Genomic DNA, 16,723 nt, shown 5'->3' with positions numbered 1-16,723 from the left:
GTTCGGCTCCGGCTGTTCATGGCCGCTCTCAGTCGCCGGCGGCGAGACGCGCGGCCAGTTGTGAGCGGCCCCTGATGCCCAGTTTCCGGTAGACGCGGGTGAGATGCTGTTCGACGGTGCTGACCGTGATGGACAGGCTGCCGCTGATCTCCAGGTTCGTCCTGCCCAGCGCGGCGAGTTCGGCGACGCGCAGCTCCGCCGCGCTGAGCGTGTCCGCGCCGCCGGTCTCCGGTTCGGTGCGCGCCGTCGCCGACAGGCGGGGCAGTACCGACACCGACGCCACACTGCGGGACACCACTCCCCGGTCGGTGCCCGGAATCCGGAGTGCCTGCGCGGCGACGCGCCGCTGGGGCAGCAGGTCCATCATCCGTGACGTCCGGTACGCCTCCCAGCGGTGACCGCACTCGGTGAACTGCCCGGCGGCCTGCCGCAGCGTCCCGCGCAGCTCTCCCGGTTCCCCGGCGAGCGCCAGCACCCGCAGAGCGAGGCCACGGGTGCAGCCGTCCGTCTCGGCGGCCAGCGCCAGCTGCCCCGCCGCGAGCCGGCGGGCGGCGGCCTGATCGCCGAGCGCTAGATGGGCCGCCGCCAGGTCGGCCCGCCAGGGCGCCACGGCCGGCAGGTCGGTGCCGCGGGCCGCGAGCAGCCGGCCGCACTCGGAGAAGTCGTGCACCGCGGCGAGCAGTTGACCGGTGGCCAGGAGGTATTGCCCGCGGGCCCTGAGGAACCGGATGCCGGGCAGGGTACGCAGCACACCGTCCGGCAGTTCGTGCGTCAGCAGATCGGCGGCGCGCTCGTACTCCTCGGCCTCCGTCCACGCGAGCAGCAGCGTGCCCAGTGGGTCGCAGATCGCCGCCCCCCAGTCCTCGGCCGGGAGCAGGCTGAGCGCGTGCCGGGCCAGATCGGCCGCGTAGGAGACGTCACCGCCGCGGAGCACCGCCGAGGACCACATGCCGGTGAGCACCGCCTGCCAGGTCACCGCGCCACGCCGGTCGGCCTCGGCCTTGAGGGAGCGCCACCAGGTCTCGGCGTCCCGCGTCCGGCCGGCGTGCACCAGCGCCAGGACCGCGGTCATCAGGGCTTCGAGGGTGTCGTCGGCGAGCCGGCAACTACGCAGGAGGCGTTCGGCGGCGGCGGTCGACGCGGGAGCACCGGGCCGGGCCCAGACGCCCGAGAGCGCCGTGGCGGCGAGCCGCCACGGGTCGTCGGCGGCGGGTACGGCCCCGGCGGGTACGGCGGCCTCCGCAGCGGCGGGTGCGCCGTCCTCGCCGGGCCCGAACCACCAGGTCTGAGCGAGGTGGAGGCCGGTCCGGGTCCGGGGGTCGGGTGCCATGGCGGCCAGGGTCCGCCGGCTGGCCCGCCAGGCCGTCTCGTCGCCCTCCCACAGGGCCTGGCGTGCGGCGGCGGCCGCTTCGGTCCGGGTGGGTGGCACGGGTTCGCCGGCCGGGAGTTCCCGCAGCGCTTCGAGGTACCGCCCGCTCGCCGAGGGTGCCGTGCGCCAGGTGTGGTGGGCCAGTTCGGCCAGCAGGTGCCGCCTGCCGGTGGTCGTGTCCGCGGCGGTGAGGGCCAGTTCGAGGCACTGCACGGCGAAGTCCGGGTCGTTCTCCGCCACGGCCCGCTCGGCTGCCCCGCGCAGCACGGGCACCGTCCAGCGCCCCGGGGCCGACCCGGCGGCGACGAGGTGGGCCGCCACCTCCCCCGGCGGTGTCGTCTGCCGGAACTTGGCTTCGGCCGCGCGCAGTTGTGCGGCGGCGCGGGCCTCGGGCGGGAGCCCGGCGAGGACCGCCGACTCGATCATCGCGTGCCGGAACCGGCCGTCGGCCAGCAGCCCGGAGCGGGTCAGCGCGTCGAGGGCCTCCTCGGCCACGCCGGTCTCGATGCCGACGAGGGCGGCGAGGCGCGCGGCGGGAACCGTGCCGCCGTGCACCGCGAGGACACCGGCCACCTCGGTCAGGGGCGGGTCCCAGCGGTCGAGGTAGGCGGCGAGGGCGCGGGTGAACGCGGGCCCGGCCGCCGGAGCGGCGGCGATGTCACCGGTGGTGAGGTAGTCGTCGATCAGTGCGTTGACCAGGAGCGGATTGCCCGCCGCGAGCTGGTGGATCCGGGCGGGGACGCCGTCGTCGGCGCGGCCGTCGAGCATGTCGCGCACGGACCGCTCGGACAGCGGCGCGAGCCGGAGGTGGTGGTGCGGGTGACGGGTGAAAGCCGTCTGGCAGTCGATCCGTGCCTCACCGCCCTTCGGAGGCGTGGTGTCCCGGAGGCCGAGCACCATGGTCAGCCGCGTCGGGCGGAGTCTGCGCTGCAGGTGCTGGAGCAGCAGCAGGGAGGTGTTGTCCGCCAGGTGCACGTCGTCGACGACGAGGGCCGTCGGCCGTTCCCGTGCCGCTTCCAGGAGTACCTTGGCCAGCCGCCACACCGCGTGCGTGAGCGCCGGGGGCGCCGCACCCGGTTCACCGCGGGCGCCGTCGCGTCCGGTGTCCACACAGGCCGCCATGATGTGCGCGGCCTCCTCGGCGGCCGCCGGGGGCAGGTCCGGGCCGGCGAGCAGCTGGTCGATGACGCCGCCGGCGAGGGTCCGCTCGTCCGCCGATCCCGTGGCGCTCAGCGCACGCACGCCCTCCCGGACGGCGCCGTCGAGGAACTCGTCCAGCAGCCGGGTCTTGCCGCTCGCGACTCCCCCGCTGACCAGGATCAGCCGGCCCGGGCCCGTTCGGCCCTCGGCCAGCCGCTCCCCCAGGAACGCGAGCGCCCGGTCCGGGGCGCGCTCCGTCACCGTCGTCCCGGTCGAGGGAACGCGCGCCGCGCTGTCACTGTCCGTCTTTCCATACACCCTGGAACCCCGTCGATCCTCCGGGAAACCCCCGATTCCCCGCGCCCAATGGGGGGATGGCGCCAATGGACGGCCGACGTTTCCAGATCGGCCGGAGACTGGCAACTTCCGCACCCGACCACTTTGTTCAGCGGTGACGCGCGGCTTCCGGGGAGGGCTGGGGGGCAGCGGCGGGCGACGCGCGGGACGTCAGCCGGCCGCCCGGCGGCCCCAGGCGGTCCCGCCGAGCACCAGTACGCCACCGACGACACCGAGCGTCCCGAGCCGTTCCCCGCCGAGGGCGATGCCGGCCGCCGCGGCCCACAGCGGCTCCGTACCGAGCAGCAGGCCGACGCGGGACGGCGAGGTGCGGCGGACCGCCCACATCTGCACGAAGAACGCGAACAGCGTGCACGGGGCCGCGAGGAAGAGCAGCCCGGCCCACTCGCGCGGGCCGAAGCCGGCCGCGGCCGCCCACGGTGCCGGGCCGCCGGTCCCGGCCGACAGGACCGCGAAGACCGCGACCGCGGTACCGAGCTGGACGGTGGTGAGCGGAAGGGCGCCCGCGCCGCGCACGGAGCGGAGCCGGGACATGACGAGGACGTGCAGGGTGCGCACGAGCGCGGCGAGCAGCATCAGCAGATCGCCCCGGGACGGCCGGGTGAAGCCGCCGCCCTGGGTGAGCAGTACGACGCCGAGCACCGACAGGGCCGCCGCGCCGAGGAAGGCGGCGGTGGGCCGGGGGCGGGTGACCGCGGCCTCGGCGAGCGGGGTGAAGATCATGGTGAGGCTGATGATCAGACCGGCATTGGTCGCCGAGGTGTGCACGACGCCGTACGTCTCCAGCAGGAAGACGCCGCTGAGGATCAGCCCCAGCAGGGCCGCTCCGCGCCACTGCGCGCCGGTCAGGGCGCGCAGGGAACGCGGTCCGGCGGCCGCGAGGGCGGGCAGCACGAGCGCGAACCTCAGCACCAGGACGGCGAGCACCGTGCGGGCGGTGGTGACGTCCTTCGCGGCGAGGTAGCTGGCGCCCCAGCAGACCGCGACGAGCAGCACGGGCAGGTCGGTGTGCCAGGCGCGGCGGGGCGCGAGGGCGCCGGGTACGGCGATCGACGACATCGGGGCGGCTCTCCCGGTCTTCCTGGGGGGTGCGCAGACGTCGGCGGCTCGCACGGGGGCGCGATCACCGTACCGGCGGGACGAGCTTCGGGCGAGGGCGCCCCCGCCGCGGGTGCCCTCCGCCTCCCGGGGCGGTCAGAACGACCCGTACTCGGGGCTGCCCAGCAGGCCGTAGCTCTGGATCGAGACGCCCGAGGCGGTGACGCGGCCTCCCAGGTGCCCGAAGCGGGTGGGGACGGCGCCTTCGGCGAACAGCCGGCGGCCGGTGCCGAGGACGACCGGGAAGGTCAGCAGGTGCAGGGTGTCGACCAGCCGCAGGTCCACCAGGGAGCGGACCAGGGCGCCGCTGCCGTGGATCTGGAGTTCGCCGTCGGTGCGCTCCTTGAGGGCGGCCACCTCCTTGGCTAGGTCGCCGGAGACGACGGTGGTGCCGGACCACCCGGGTGCCTGGAGGGTGGAGGAGACGACGTACTTGGGCAGGGCGTTGAGCCTGCCCGCGATCGGGTCGGCGGGGTCGGTCATCTTCGGCCAGTAGGAGGCGAAGATGTCGTACGTGCGGCGGCCGAGCAGGAAGGCGCCGGAGCGGTCGAAGCTCTCGGTGACGAAGCGGCCGAAGTCCTCGTCGCCGTACGGGAAGGTCCAGCCGCCCTGGTCGAAGCCGCCGCTGGTGTCCTCCTGGGGGCCGCCGGGCGCCTGGTACACGCCGTCGAGGCTGACGAAGATGGTGGAGACGAGCTTGCCCATGACGGGTGCCTTCTTCCGGGTGCGGGGTCTGTTTGCATCGGATCGGACCCCGCCCGCACCCGGAACTCATCGGTTCAGCCGGCGTGGGTCGAGAACAGTCCGCCGGTCGGACCCTGCTTGTCGCCACCCTGGGCCTTCTTCAGGGCGTTGGCGAGGCTCTCGACGGTGAGGGACTGGAGGATCACCCGGCCGTTGCCCTCCAGGGTGGCCAGGGACAGGCCCTCGCCGCCGAAGACGGCGTTCATGATGCCCTGCCGGTTCAGTCCGCCGACGCGCTGGACGCCGTACTGGATGCCCTCCTCGAAGGCGACGACGCAGCCGGTGTCGACCTCGATGCGGCCGCCGAAGTCCGCCGGGTTCAGGTCGATGAAGTTGCCCGCGCCGGCGATGATCACCGTGCCGTGCCCGGTGAACTTCTCCAGGACGAAGCCCTCGCCGCCGCTCATGCCGGTGCGGCCGCCCTGGAAGGCGATGCCGAAGTCGACACTGGACTCGGCGGCCACGAAGGCGTCCTTCTCGGCGAACCACGCGCGCGTGCCGTCCAGCTCCAGGGCGCGCATCTCGCCGGGCAGCACGCCCGCGAAGCCGACGGTGCCCTCACCGCCCTGGGAGGTGAAGTACTGGAAGGCCAGTGACTCACCGGCCATCATGCGCTGGCCGACCTGCATGGCGGTGCCCATGGCCTGGCGCAGCATGCCGCCCATGCCGCCGGAGCCGTTCTGCTGCCGGCCGCCGTTGCCCGACGGGCCGGACAGACGGGTCTCCATGGTCACGTTCGTCGTCTTGAACAGGAATTTCCCCGCCTCGCAGTACACGGTCTGGCCGGGGCGCAGGTTGACGACCGCCATCTGCATGGCGTTGCCGACGATCTCTTGCTGAAGGGTCACGCGGGGAGAACGCCGGAGGTGGAGCGAAGAGTTCCGGGTGTGACGGGGTCGATGTCCGTACGCCGCCGGTGAACGGTGCCCGTGGCGGCTGGGATGGAGGCATGACGACGACGAACGGATCTCTCGACGGCAAGGTGGCCCTGGTGACCGGCGGCAGCCGGGGTATCGGGGCGGCTGTCGCGCTGCGGCTCGCGCGCGCGGGTGCGGATGTGGCGGTGACCTATGTGAACGGCAAGGAGGCGGCGGACGGCGTGGTGCGGTCCGTGGAGGCGCTGGGGCGCCGGGCGGTGGCGCTGCGCGCGGACTCCGCCGACCCGCGGGAGGCGGCGGGCGCGGTGGGCCGGGCGGCGGAGGCGTACGGCGGTCTCGACGTGCTGGTGAACAACGTGGGCGTGGGTCTGCTGGGCCCGCTGGACACGCTGACCCCGCAGGATGTCGACCGGGTGCTCGCGGTGAACGTGCGCGGGGTGTTCCTGGCGTCGCAGGCGGCCGCCTCGGTGCTGGCGCAAGGCGGGCGCATCGTCACCATCGGCACGTGCATGACGCAGCGGGTGCCGGGGCCCGGCGGGACGCTGTACGCGATGAGCAAGTCGGCCCTGGTGGGGCTGACCAGGGCCCTGGCCCGGGATCTCGGCGGGCGCGGGATCACCGCGAACATCGTCCATCCGGGTCCGACGGACACGGACATGAACCCGGCGGACGGCCCGTACGCGGCGGCCCAGGCGGCGATGACCGCGCTGGGCCGCTTCGGGACGGCCGACGAGGTGGCGGCGACGGTGGCCCATCTGGCGGGGCCGGACGCGGCCTATGTCACCGGCGCGGAGTTCTCCGTGGACGGCGGGCACGCGGCCTGAGCCGGGGGGCGCCCGAGGCGTCCGGCGGGGCGCACCGGTGCCGTCCGGCCTGGTGCGCCCCACGCGCGCGTGCCGGTGCGCCCCACGCGTGCCCGGGGGTGGGCCTGCCGCCGTGGCGCCGCTGCCGGCACGGGCCGCCGGGGCCGCCGCCGGGGCCGCCGCCGCGCGCGCCGCTGGGCACGCGCGTGTGGCGGCACGGCGGCAGGGGTGCGCGCGCCTGGCGCCGGGTCAGCCGCCGAGTTCCTGGTGGCGGGCGGCGAGGGCGGTGGCGCCCGCCTCGGTCGGGGTGCCGAAGACGCGGAGGCGGGAGATGCCGCCGTCGGGGTAGATGTCCACGCGCGCGTGGGTGCCGACGGCCGGCTCCGGCAGGACGAAGCGGTGGTTGGTGTCGGGCTGGAGGCGGGTGCGGGGCAGGATCTCCCGCCAGTCGCCGTCCTCGCCGTCCCTGACGGACACCGACGCCCAGCCCGCGCTGTTTCCCTTCAGGTACGCCGTGTCGATCTCGACGGCACGGATCCGCGCCTGGGCGGCCAGCCGGTAGCGGATCCAGTCGTTGCCCCGGTCGCGGCGGCGGCGCGTCTCCCAGCCGTCGTCCATCTTGCGGGACCGGCCGGGCTGGATGGTGTTGGTGGCCGGGGAGTAGAAGAGGTCGGAGGCGTCCTCCACCCGGCCGCCGTTCTCCAGCGCGACCACGTCGAAGGTGCCGAGCGCTGCCAGCCACTGCGGGTCCGGGACGACCTCGCCGTACACGCGCAGGCGCGCTATGCCGCCGTCGGGGTGCTGGTTGACCCGAAGGTGCGTGAAGCGCTGCTCGGTGGCGACGGCGAAGCCGTTGGCCGCGTGGCCTCCGACCTGGGTACGCGGGACGAGCGTCGTCCACTTCACGTCGTCGCCCAGCAGTCGCTCCGGGGACGGGGAGCCGGGCACCGACGTGCCCTCCACGGAGACGGCCTGCGGGTAGTTGCCGCGGAAGTGGGCGGTGTCGACCACGATCCCGCGGATCACGCCGGGCGCGCCGAGCCGGACCAGCGCCCAGTCGTGGTCCTCGTCCGTCGGCCAGGGGTGCCCCGCGGAGGCGCCGCGCCGGCGCCGGGTCTCCCAGCCGTCCATGATCTTGCCCTTGTGCCCGAAGTGCTCGGGGTCGAACTCGGCCCGCTCGGGCACCAGCAGGTTCTCCCGCTGGGCGAAGAACTCGTCGTTGGCGGCGATGACACCGGCGCCGAGCCGCCGGTCGGCGAGGTTGGCGTACTGGGTGAAGGGGAAGTCCGCGGTGCGGTAGTCCGCGTAGGGGTCGCCTCCTCCGTAGGGATTCGCGTCGCCGGTGAAGCTCGCAGTCGCCGTCACTGTGATCAGGGTTTCCTTTCGGTGGTGGGCCGCCGCGGTCGCGGGGGTCGGGGGGATCAGGGGGTACGGGTCAGCAGTCGGCCCTTCGGTTGGGTGAACTCGCCGTCGGCGGCGATGCGTTCGCCGCGCAGCCAGGTGGACTTCACCACGCCGGACAGGGTGCGGCCGGCGTAGGCGGTGACCCGGTTGCGGTGCTGCAGGCCGGCCGGGTCGACGGTGAAGGTCTCGTCGGGGGCGAGCACGGCGAAGTCGGCGTCGCGGCCGGCCTCGATGGCGCCCTTGCGGGTCAGGCCGGCCAGGGCGGCCGTCCGGGTGGACATCCAGCGGACGACGTCCTCCAGGCCGTGGCCGCGCCGGCGGGCCTCGGTCCACACCGCCGGCAGGCTGAGCTGGAGGCCGGAGATTCCGCCCCAGGCGGTGGCGAAGTCGGCCGTCTTCAGGTCGGCGGTGGAGGGCGAGTGGTCGGTGACCACACAGTCGATGGTGCCGTCGGCGAGGGCCTGCCAGAGCAGATCCTGGTTGGCGGCCTCGCGGATGGGCGGGCAGCATTTGAACTCGCTGGCGCCGTCCGGGACTTCCTCCGCGGTGAGGGTGAGGTAGTGCGGGCAGGTCTCCACCGTGAGGCGCACGCCCTCGGCGCGGGCGGCGGCGATCAGCGGGAGCGCGTCGCTGGAGGAGAGGTGCAGCACGTGCACGCGCGCGTCGAGGCGTTTGGCCTGCGCTATGAGTGCGGCGATGGCCGAGTCCTCGGCGTCGCGCGGGCGGGAGGCGAGGAAGTCCGCGTAGCGGGGGCCGCCGTGCTGGGGGGCGGCGGCCAGCCGGTGCGGGTCCTCGGCGTGCACGATCAGCAGGCCGCCGAAGCCGGCGATCTCGGTCAGCGAGCGGCCGAGGGCCTCCTGGTCGAGGTGTGGGAACTCGTCGACGCCGGACGGGGAGAGGAACGCCTTGAAGCCGAAGACACCGGCGTCGTGCAGCGGGCGCAGGTCCTTCACGTTGCCGGGCAGGGCGCCGGCCCAGAAGCCGACGTCGATGTGCGCCTTGTCGGCCGCGACCTCCTGCTTTACCCGCAGGTTCCCGACGGTGGTGGTCGGCGGCAGGGAGTTGAGGGGCATGTCGACGAGGGTGGTGATGCCGCCGGCCGCGGCGGCGCGCGTCGCCGTCCAGAAGCCCTCCCACTCGGTGCGGCCGGGGTCGTTGACGTGCACGTGGGTGTCGACCAGGCCGGGCAGCAGCACGTGCTCGCCGAGGTCCTCCAGGCGTGCCGTGGCCGGTACGTCGGCGTCGTACGGCAGTACGGCCGTGATGGTGCCGGCGGACACGGTGACCGTGGCGGCCCGCGTCCCCTCCGGTGTGATGACGCGCGTCGAGCGCAGCACCAGTTCAGCGTCGGACACCCGGACCCCTCTCTCTGCCGCCGTTCACGTCCAGGAAACTGGATTTACACCCCTGTAACGGACTTCAACGTTCTGTTGAAGGAGTCTTCACTCCCACTCCCCCGCCGTCAAGGGGCACACTTCTGAACGGCGTCGCGGGGGCGACGACTCTGGACTTTTCCACAAAGCGGAATTAGAATTCCGTTGAGCAGAACGTAGCTACGTACAAGCAGGGAGTCAACCGGCCGCCGGGTAGGCTTCTGCCCTCCCCGCCAGTCCCGAAAGGAACGCGCCGTGCCGACGTCCAGCGCCAGCACCACCGACTCCGCCAAGTCCTCCGCCGGCGGCGGGGTCCAGTCACTGGAGCGTGCCTTCGATCTGCTGGAGCGGATGGCGGACGCGGGCGGCGAGGTCGGCCTGAGCGAACTGTCCGCGACCAGCGGGCTGCCGCTGCCCACCATCCACCGGCTGATGCGCACCCTGGTGGCCTGCGGCTACGTACGCCAGCAGCCGAACCGCCGCTACGCGCTCGGCCCACGACTGATCCGGCTCGGCGAGTCCGCGTCCCGGCTGCTCGGCACCTGGGCCCGGCCCTACCTCGCCCGGCTGGTGGAGGAGACCGGCGAGACCGCGAACATGGCCCTGCTGGACGGCGACGAGATCGTCTACGTCGCCCAGGTGCCGTCGAAGCACTCCATGCGAATGTTCACCGAGGTGGGGCGCCGCGTGCTGCCGCACTCCACGGGGGTCGGCAAGGCCCTGCTGGCCGGCGTCCCCGACGACGAGGTCCGTGCCCTGCTCTCCCGTACCGGCATGCCGGCCGCGACCGAGAAGACCATCACCACGCCCGACGGATTCCTGGCGGCGCTGGAAGAGGTGCGCCGGCAGGGGTACGCGGTCGACGACAACGAGCAGGAGATCGGCGTCCGGTGCCTCGCGGTGCCCGTGCCCGACTCCCCCACGGCGGCCGCGATCTCCATCTCCGGACCGGCCGGGCGGGTCACCGAGGCCGCGACCGAGAAGATCGTGCCGGTGCTGCGGGGCATCGCCGTGGAGCTCTCCGAGGCCCTGGCGAGCTCGGGGGCCTGAGCCTGCGGCCCGTACGGTTCAGAGGCGGCCGCCTGCGGCCGGTAACCGTCGCCCAGGGCGTCGAGCGGGGGGTCGGAGACAGGCGCGCGGGCGGCGTATCCGGTGCCGAACACGCCGCGGAGGCCAGGGGCTCACCTGCCCGGCGGCTCCCCGAAGAGGTCCACCGCCTCCCGGACCACCGTCAGACCGCGCGCCAGCGCGCTGACCGAGCCGATCGCGCCCGCGATCAGTAACAGGGAGCGGCGCAGGCGGGGGATCTCCGGGATGCCGCCGGCGGCCATCGCCGCGAGTACGGCCAGCTCGTCCTCGGCTATCCCCCGGTCGGGGAAGTCCGCCGGGAGGGCGGCGAGTTCGCGGCGCAGCCGGGACACCGCGGTCCGCAGTTCCGCCACTCTCACGTCCTCGTCGCCGCCGGTCACCGGCCTCTGCTCCAAGCTCCGCGACACAGCTCCCCCTCACACGCCGTCGTGCGCGGGTCAGTAAACGCCACGCCGCCCTGGAGCGCCACCACGCGGACCGAAATTCAGCCCAAGGGGCCCGCCGGCGCGGCCCGCGTCGGGTATGCAGGACGCATGAGGGACAACCGGCACCGACACGAGGAGAGTGTCGCCGGGCTGCTGCTGGCCGCCGGCGGCGGCAGGCGGCTCGGCGGGCGGCCCAAGGCACTGCTGGAACACCGGGGGCGGCCCCTGGTCGAACACGCGGTCGGAGTGCTGCGCGCGGCCGGGTGCGGACGGATCCATGTGGTCCTCGGCGCCGCGGCGGACGACGTCCTGGACCGGGCGGACCTGAGCGGCTGCGTCACGGTCCGCAACCCCGGCTGGGCCGGGGGCATGGGCTCCTCTCTGCGCACCGGACTCGATTCGCTCACCGGTACGGGGGTGAGGGCGGCACTGGTGAGCCTGGTCGACCAGCCGGGCATCGGACCGGCCGCGGTGACCCGGGTACTCGACGCGTTCGAGAACGAGAACTCGCTGGTCTCGGCCGCCTACGAGGGCGTGCGCGGGCATCCGGTGCTGTTCGGCGCGGCGCACTGGGCGGGCATCGCGGCGTCCGCCACCGGTGACCGCGGGGCCCGCGCCTACCTGCGGGAGCAGGCGGCGGCGCTCAGGCTGGTGGAGTGCGCGGACGTGGCCGAACCGTACGACATCGACACCGAGGCGGACCTGAGCCACCTTGAGTGAACGGGGTGGCACCGAGCGCCACATTGCCTCGACCCGGAGATTCTCGACATCAACAAACCATTGAAGTTCCACGATGAGGAAACTACTATCCACTGTTCAGAAGCGCCCGGTCGCACAACGGGCGCCGATCGTCCGTTTCGTGCCTCTTGGCACCCGGTGCCACCGCTGAAGGAAGTGACAGCTCATGTCCGCACCAGCGCCGTCTCCGCTGGCCATCGTCGACGCCGAGCCCCTGCCCCGGCAGGAGGAGGTCCTGACCGACGCGGCGCTCGCCTTCGTGGCGGAACTGCACCGGCGGTTCACCCCGCGCCGTGACGAACTCCTCGCCCGCCGCGCCGAGCGCCGCGCCGAGATCGCCCGCACCTCGACCCTGGACTTCCTGCCGGAGACGGCCGCCGTCCGCGCGGACGACTCCTGGAAGGTCGCCCCGGCCCCGGCCGCGCTGAACGACCGGCGCGTGGAGATCACCGGCCCCACCGACCGGAAGATGACCATCAACGCGCTCAACTCGGGCGCGAGGGTCTGGCTCGCCGACTTCGAGGACGCCTCCGCGCCCACCTGGGAGAACGTGGTCCTCGGCCAGGTCAACCTGGTCGACGCCTACACCCGGAACATCGACTTCACGGACCCCGGGTCCGGCAAGTCCTACGCCCTGCGCCCCGCCGAGGAGCTGGCCACGGTCGTCATGCGCCCGCGGGGATGGCACCTGAACGAGCGCCACCTAGTCGACGCCGACGGCAGGCCGGTCCCCGGCGCGCTGGTCGACTTCGGCCTGTACTTCTTCCACAACGCCCAACGCCTGCTGGACCTCGGCAAGGGCCCGTACTTCTACCTGCCGAAGACCGAGTCGCACCTCGAGGCCCGCCTGTGGAACGACGTGTTCGTCTTCGCACAGGACCACGTGGGCGTCTCGCAGGGCACCGTCCGCGCCACCGTCCTGATCGAGACGATCACGGCGGCGTACGAGATGGAGGAGATCCTCTACGAACTCCGCGACCACGCCTCCGGGCTGAACGCGGGCCGCTGGGACTACCTGTTCTCCATCGTGAAGAACTTCCGGGACGGCGGACCCAGGTTCGTCCTGCCGGACCGCAACGCGGTCACGATGACCGCGCCGTTCATGCGGGCGTACACCGAACTCCTCGTCCGCACCTGCCACAAGCGCGGCGCGCACGCGATCGGCGGCATGGCGGCGTTCATCCCGTCCCGGCGCGACGAGGAGGTCAACAAGGTCGCCTTCGAGAAGGTCAAGGCGGACAAGGACCGTGAGGCGAACGACGGTTTCGACGGCTCCTGGGTCGCCCACCCCGACCTGGTCCCGATCGCCATGGAGTCCTTCGACAAGGTGCTCGGCGACAAGCCGAACCAGAAGGACCGGCTGCGCGAGGACGTCCACGTCGAGGCAACCGACCTGATCGCCGTCGACTCGCTGGACGCGAAGCCCACGTACCCCGGTCTCGTCAACGCCGTCCAGGTCGGCATCCGTTACATCGAGGCCTGGCTGCGCGGGCTCGGCGCCGTCGCCATCTTCAACCTGATGGAGGACGCGGCCACCGCGGAGATCTCCCGCTCCCAGATCTGGCAGTGGATCAACGCGGGCGTCGAGTTCGAGAACGGCGAGAAGGCCACCCCGGAACTGGCTCGCAAGGTCGCCGCGGAGGAACTGGCGGCCATCCGGGCGGAGATCGGCGAGGAGGCCTTCGCGTCCGGCCACTGGCAGCAGGCGCACGACCTGCTGCTCCAGGTGTCCCTCGACGAGGACTACGCCGACTTCCTGACCCTGCCGGCGTACGAGCGGCTGGAGGGCTGACGGGCTCCGCACTTCGACGCCGGTCGGCCGGGGCCCGTCCGGCCGGACGGGCCCCGGCCGACCGGTGGCCCCGGCGGCTTCCTGGGGCCACCGGTCAGCCGAAGTGCACCGCCCCGTCCTGCTCGACCCCCGGCCTGCCATGCAGGTCGGGCACGCGCTTGAGCCAGTCCGGGCGGCCCGCTTGCGTCCTCGCCGCGCGTGCGGTCTCCTCGGCGGCCAGTTCCGCCCGGCTCGGAAAGTCGGTCGGCAGCCAGTCTGCCGACAGCCGCACCCGCCGCAGGAGGTGGTCGACATAGGCGGCCCGGACGTCGTCGGGGGTCGCGAAGCCGGCGTCCTCGGCCAGCCAGGCGTCCGGCACCTCGGCGACGACCCCGCGCAGCAGCTCCTCGGTCACCCGGGGCGCCAGCTCCGCGTCGGCGGCCCGGACGTCGGGGCCGTGGTTCCCGAGGGCGTGGTGGCGGAAGTCGTACCGCTTGCCCGGGGTGGTGGTGTCCCAGCGGTGGTGGAAGACCAGGGCGGCACCGTGGTCGATGAGCCACAGGCGCGGCGGCACGGTGCCGAGGGTGGGCCACACCATCAGGTTGGAGCTGTGCACGGTGCGGTCCACGTTGACGGTCAGCGCGTCCAGCCAGACGATCCGGCCCGCCTCCAGCGGATCCACGGCGAAGGACTTGGCGATCTCCGCGGTGAAGTCCGCTGCGCCCGGCAGGTAGTCCATGCCGAGGTTGACGCCCGCGCTGGCGCCGTGCAGCTCCCGAACCTCCTGGTGGGGCTCGTCGGCGGCGATCGCGGGGTCGAAGTGGACGAGGACCAGTTCGGGGAAGCGCAGGCCCAGCGCCCGCGCGAGTTCCCCGACGATCACCTCGGCGACCAGCGCCTTGTGCCCCTGCGCCGAGCCGGTGAACTTCACGACGTACGTGCCGAGGTCGTCGGCCTCGACGACGCCGGGCACCGAGCCGCCGGAGCGCAGGGGCGCGACGTAGCGGGTCGCGGTGACCTCTTTCAGCATTTTCTCAGGCCGCTCTTCTCTCTAGCCTCGCCAATCCACGGCCAACCGCAGAGGCGGGCCCTCGGTCTGCCGCATGAAGTGAGCATAGTGACCGAGCGTGACGGTTGGCGAGCAGTAGAACACCACACGGCTCAGCGCAAAGCGCAAACCCCCCAGGCCACCGGCTCGGTTGAAGTCAATCACCACATGGAGACCAGGCAGAGGCGCAGGCGGGTTCACTTCTCTGAGCAGGAGAGGTGGGGCGGCGGGCGTCATGTCCGCCTTCGGAGTCCCAGGCCACCTCCCCGGCCAAGTCCGAGTCGGCCGTTGCCTCCGCCGTGCTCCGGACGCGCTCGGCCTCATGGATCAGGCCCGTCGCCGTCAGTCTCCGCGACGGGTCGGCCGCCGCGGCCATCAGCGACGATGCAGTGGCCGGCTCCGTCTCCGGCGGGACCACCAGGAGGTCCCAGCGACCGGCAGTGTAGGAGAGCAGGAGCAACTTGTGGGGGTCCTGCTCGGCCTCGAACCAGCCGACGTGCACCATGTGCCCGTGGACGGGCACCTTTCGCGGCACGACCGGCCAGAAGGTGGGGTTCACGGTTACGCGGGTGATCCTCCCCCACAACGGGTCGAGGAACTCGACGAGCGCCGGAAGCTCCGCCTTCAGATCACGGTAGCGGGGCCACCAGGCACCGTCGATCAGGGCCGGGGCGCTCCCGGCGGGTGCCAGTACGAGCCGGAGCGGCAACAACGGAGGAGTCCGCTCTTCGGTCGCGGGCGTCAACGAAACGGTCGCCGTCATGATGCGGACCCAACTCCGGGCCGGGCGCGGCCGACCCGGTTGTCGTGAATCGCCGAGAACGACATCTGCGTGGAAGCCGGTGTACGAGATGCTCTCGGTAATCACCAGCGTACTCCTCGTCGAGGCACGACGGAGCGAGGCGGAGCCGCGGGCCGGGGAGTGGCCAGGAGGCGCCGCTTGCGCCGCGGTGAAACCTCTCAGATATCACTCAGCGGGCGGTCGACCTCCCAGGCCTCATACGGAGCCTTTCGGAGCCTTCTCGCGTGCGCCTTCGCTCTGCCAGTGCCGTCATGTGCTACTCGTCGGGGGAGAACTGTCTTTTTCGCAACGCGCGGATGAGGTGTCGGTCCCCCGAATGGGGTTGGCATCACTCCTCCAGGGCGCGCGACCGCACCATTTCCCCGCCTCTCCGTCAGCCTGGTCTGGGACTTTGCCGCACGGCCCGTCAGAGTCAAGGAGATAGGGCCATCCAGCCCATTAACCCTTTCTTTTCATTTGCGATCGGCTCGCCAGGGTGAGAAAAATTCACTCGAATGGATCCCGGCCCGCCCCACATGCCTAAGTAATATGCCAGCCTCAGAAAGTGGCGATTCCGGGCAGTGGGGAACCGCCAGAAAAGCCACCATCCCCTCAAAGGAAATGGGCCCTTAATGAAAGTGACTATCCCCGTCGCGCAGCTACGGCGCGCATGGTCGGTTTGGACCGCGGCGCTGCTTGCCGTGGTGACCGCCGCTGTCGTAGTCGCCACGACACCGACGCAGGCCAGCGCCATCGCCACACCCGTACCTCTGGGTACGGCGGACAGCTTCGCGGTACTGGCCGGTTCCGCAGTCACCAACACCGGCCCCTCAGTGGTCACCGGAGATCTCGGAGTGAGTCCGGGGACGGCCATCAGCGGATTCCCGCCGGGCCTGGTGCTCGGGGCTCAGCACTCCGCCGACGCGGTAGCCGATCAGGCCAAGACCGACCTGGTCACGGCGTATAACGACGCTGCCGGACAGGCGACCGACGGGGCCCTTCCCCCGGACGCCGGTGGCCTGACGCTGGTACCGGGCGTCTACACCGCCTCCTCCACTCTCGGGCTCACAGGCACCCTCACCCTGGATGCCAAGGACGACCCCAACGCCGTTTGGGTGTTCCAGATCGGTTCGGGTTTGACGACCGCGTCCGCCAGTGAGGTGCTCCTCATCAATGGCGCCTCACCATGCAACGTGTTCTGGCAGGTCGGCAGTTCTGCCGTCCTCGGCACCAACTCCACGTTCGTGGGCAACATCCTGGCCCTGACGTCCATCACCGCCGCGACGGGCGCGACCATCGACGGGCGGGCGCTGGCCCGCAACGGGGCCGTGACGCTGGATACCAACACGATCACCCGGCCGCAGTGCGAGGCCGGAACCACGGGCACCACCACCGCCGGCACCACCGCCGGCACCACCGGCACCACCACGACGGGCACCACCACCGCGGGAACCACGGGCACCACCACCGCCGGCACCACCGGCACCACCACCGCCGGCACCACCGGCACCACCACGACGGGCACCACCACCGCGGGAACCACGGGCACCACCACCGCGGGAACCACGGGCACCACCACCGCCGGAACCACGGGCACCACCACCGCCGGAACCACCGGCACCACCACCGCCGGAACCACCGGCACCACCACCGCCGGCACCACCGGCACCACCACCGCCGGCACCACCGGCACCACCACCGCCGG

14 protein-coding genes are annotated in these 16,723 nt (G+C 72.6%); 5 read left to right on the top strand and 9 right to left on the bottom strand.

Annotated elements, in window-relative coordinates; translation table 11 throughout:
• Positions 1-28 precede the first annotated feature (28 nt).
• The 4 genes from ACZ6B1_RS33945 to ACZ6B1_RS33930 all read right to left on the bottom strand — a co-directional run bounded on the left by ACZ6B1_RS33945 (position 29) and on the right by ACZ6B1_RS33930 (position 5,556).
• Entirely contained in the window at positions 29-2,770 is a 2,742-nt protein-coding gene (locus tag ACZ6B1_RS33945) for a helix-turn-helix transcriptional regulator (protein ID WP_468784612.1), read from the bottom strand.
• A gap of 246 nt (positions 2,771-3,016) precedes the next feature.
• Complete coding sequence (locus ACZ6B1_RS33940) at positions 3,017-3,925, bottom strand: DMT family transporter (RefSeq protein WP_468784611.1); 909 nt, start codon at positions 3,923-3,925, stop codon at positions 3,017-3,019.
• A gap of 135 nt (positions 3,926-4,060) precedes the next feature.
• Positions 4,061-4,669, bottom strand: a complete 609-nt coding sequence (locus ACZ6B1_RS33935; RefSeq protein ID WP_468784610.1) for a dihydrofolate reductase family protein — start codon at positions 4,667-4,669, stop codon at positions 4,061-4,063.
• Between the two features lie 74 nt (positions 4,670-4,743).
• Positions 4,744-5,556 (bottom strand): AIM24 family protein, encoded by an 813-nt coding sequence (locus tag ACZ6B1_RS33930; RefSeq protein WP_468784609.1) that lies wholly within the window; start codon positions 5,554-5,556, stop codon positions 4,744-4,746.
• Positions 5,557-5,657: 101 nt separating this feature from the next.
• Here ACZ6B1_RS33930 and ACZ6B1_RS33925 point away from each other — a divergent pair, with 101 nt between their 5' ends.
• Positions 5,658-6,410 carry an SDR family oxidoreductase gene (locus ACZ6B1_RS33925; protein WP_468784608.1) on the top strand — a complete coding sequence of 251 codons (753 nt, stop codon included), beginning with the start codon at positions 5,658-5,660 and terminating at the stop codon, positions 6,408-6,410.
• 228 nt (positions 6,411-6,638) lie between these two features.
• On the opposite strand, the gene alc is transcribed toward ACZ6B1_RS33925, so the two are convergent.
• Both alc and allB read right to left on the bottom strand, forming a co-directional pair.
• Positions 6,639-7,754, bottom strand: a complete 1,116-nt coding sequence (alc, locus tag ACZ6B1_RS33920) for an allantoicase (RefSeq protein ID WP_468784607.1) — start codon at positions 7,752-7,754, stop codon at positions 6,639-6,641.
• Positions 7,755-7,810: 56 nt separating this feature from the next.
• Complete coding sequence (gene allB / locus ACZ6B1_RS33915) at positions 7,811-9,148, bottom strand: allantoinase AllB (protein WP_468784606.1); 1,338 nt, start codon at positions 9,146-9,148, stop codon at positions 7,811-7,813.
• A gap of 273 nt (positions 9,149-9,421) precedes the next feature.
• Here allB and ACZ6B1_RS33910 point away from each other — a divergent pair, with 273 nt between their 5' ends.
• A complete protein-coding gene (locus ACZ6B1_RS33910; protein ID WP_468784605.1) occupies positions 9,422-10,216 on the top strand; it encodes an IclR family transcriptional regulator in 795 nt (264 codons plus the stop codon).
• 131 nt (positions 10,217-10,347) lie between these two features.
• On the opposite strand, the gene ACZ6B1_RS33905 is transcribed toward ACZ6B1_RS33910, so the two are convergent.
• Entirely contained in the window at positions 10,348-10,662 is a 315-nt protein-coding gene (locus tag ACZ6B1_RS33905; protein ID WP_468784604.1) for a DUF5955 family protein, read from the bottom strand.
• Between the two features lie 126 nt (positions 10,663-10,788).
• Here ACZ6B1_RS33905 and ACZ6B1_RS33900 point away from each other — a divergent pair, with 126 nt between their 5' ends.
• A complete protein-coding gene (locus tag ACZ6B1_RS33900; protein WP_468784603.1) occupies positions 10,789-11,400 on the top strand; it encodes a nucleotidyltransferase family protein in 612 nt (203 codons plus the stop codon).
• Positions 11,401-11,584: 184 nt separating this feature from the next.
• Positions 11,585-13,210, top strand: a complete 1,626-nt coding sequence (gene aceB, locus ACZ6B1_RS33895) for a malate synthase A (protein WP_468784602.1) — start codon at positions 11,585-11,587, stop codon at positions 13,208-13,210.
• A gap of 94 nt (positions 13,211-13,304) precedes the next feature.
• On the opposite strand, the gene ACZ6B1_RS33890 is transcribed toward aceB, so the two are convergent.
• Positions 13,305-14,219, bottom strand: coding sequence for a HipA family kinase (locus tag ACZ6B1_RS33890; protein WP_468784601.1), 915 nt, complete (start codon positions 14,217-14,219; stop codon positions 13,305-13,307).
• Positions 14,220-14,394: 175 nt separating this feature from the next.
• Positions 14,395-15,000 (bottom strand): DUF5994 family protein, encoded by a 606-nt coding sequence (locus ACZ6B1_RS33885; protein ID WP_468784622.1) that lies wholly within the window; start codon positions 14,998-15,000, stop codon positions 14,395-14,397.
• A gap of 650 nt (positions 15,001-15,650) precedes the next feature.
• On the opposite strand from ACZ6B1_RS33885, the gene ACZ6B1_RS33880 reads away from it, so the two are divergent.
• A partial coding sequence (locus ACZ6B1_RS33880; RefSeq protein WP_468784600.1) for an ice-binding family protein occupies positions 15,651-16,723 on the top strand: 1,073 nt, incomplete at its 3' end.

It is taken from the genome of Streptomyces sp. NPDC041129 (assembly GCF_055592265.1).
The sequence above is the reverse complement of the archived record's forward strand: the minus strand, read 5'-3'. Positions and strand labels throughout refer to the sequence as shown.

What these genes read in the sequence shown, in the direction of transcription:
- ACZ6B1_RS33890 (WP_468784601.1), bottom strand. Translation starts at nt 14,219, where the DNA reads ATGCTGAAAGAGGTCACCGCGACCCGCTACGTCGCGCCCCTGCGCTCC.
- ACZ6B1_RS33935 (WP_468784610.1), bottom strand. Translation starts at nt 4,669, where the DNA reads ATGGGCAAGCTCGTCTCCACCATCTTCGTCAGCCTCGACGGCGTGTAC.
- aceB (WP_468784602.1), top strand. Translation starts at nt 11,585, where the DNA reads ATGTCCGCACCAGCGCCGTCTCCGCTGGCCATCGTCGACGCCGAGCCC.
- ACZ6B1_RS33940 (WP_468784611.1), bottom strand. Translation starts at nt 3,925, where the DNA reads ATGTCGTCGATCGCCGTACCCGGCGCCCTCGCGCCCCGCCGCGCCTGG.
- ACZ6B1_RS33900 (WP_468784603.1), top strand. Translation starts at nt 10,789, where the DNA reads ATGAGGGACAACCGGCACCGACACGAGGAGAGTGTCGCCGGGCTGCTG.
- ACZ6B1_RS33925 (WP_468784608.1), top strand. Translation starts at nt 5,658, where the DNA reads ATGACGACGACGAACGGATCTCTCGACGGCAAGGTGGCCCTGGTGACC.
- ACZ6B1_RS33885 (WP_468784622.1), bottom strand. Translation starts at nt 15,000, where the DNA reads ATGACGGCGACCGTTTCGTTGACGCCCGCGACCGAAGAGCGGACTCCT.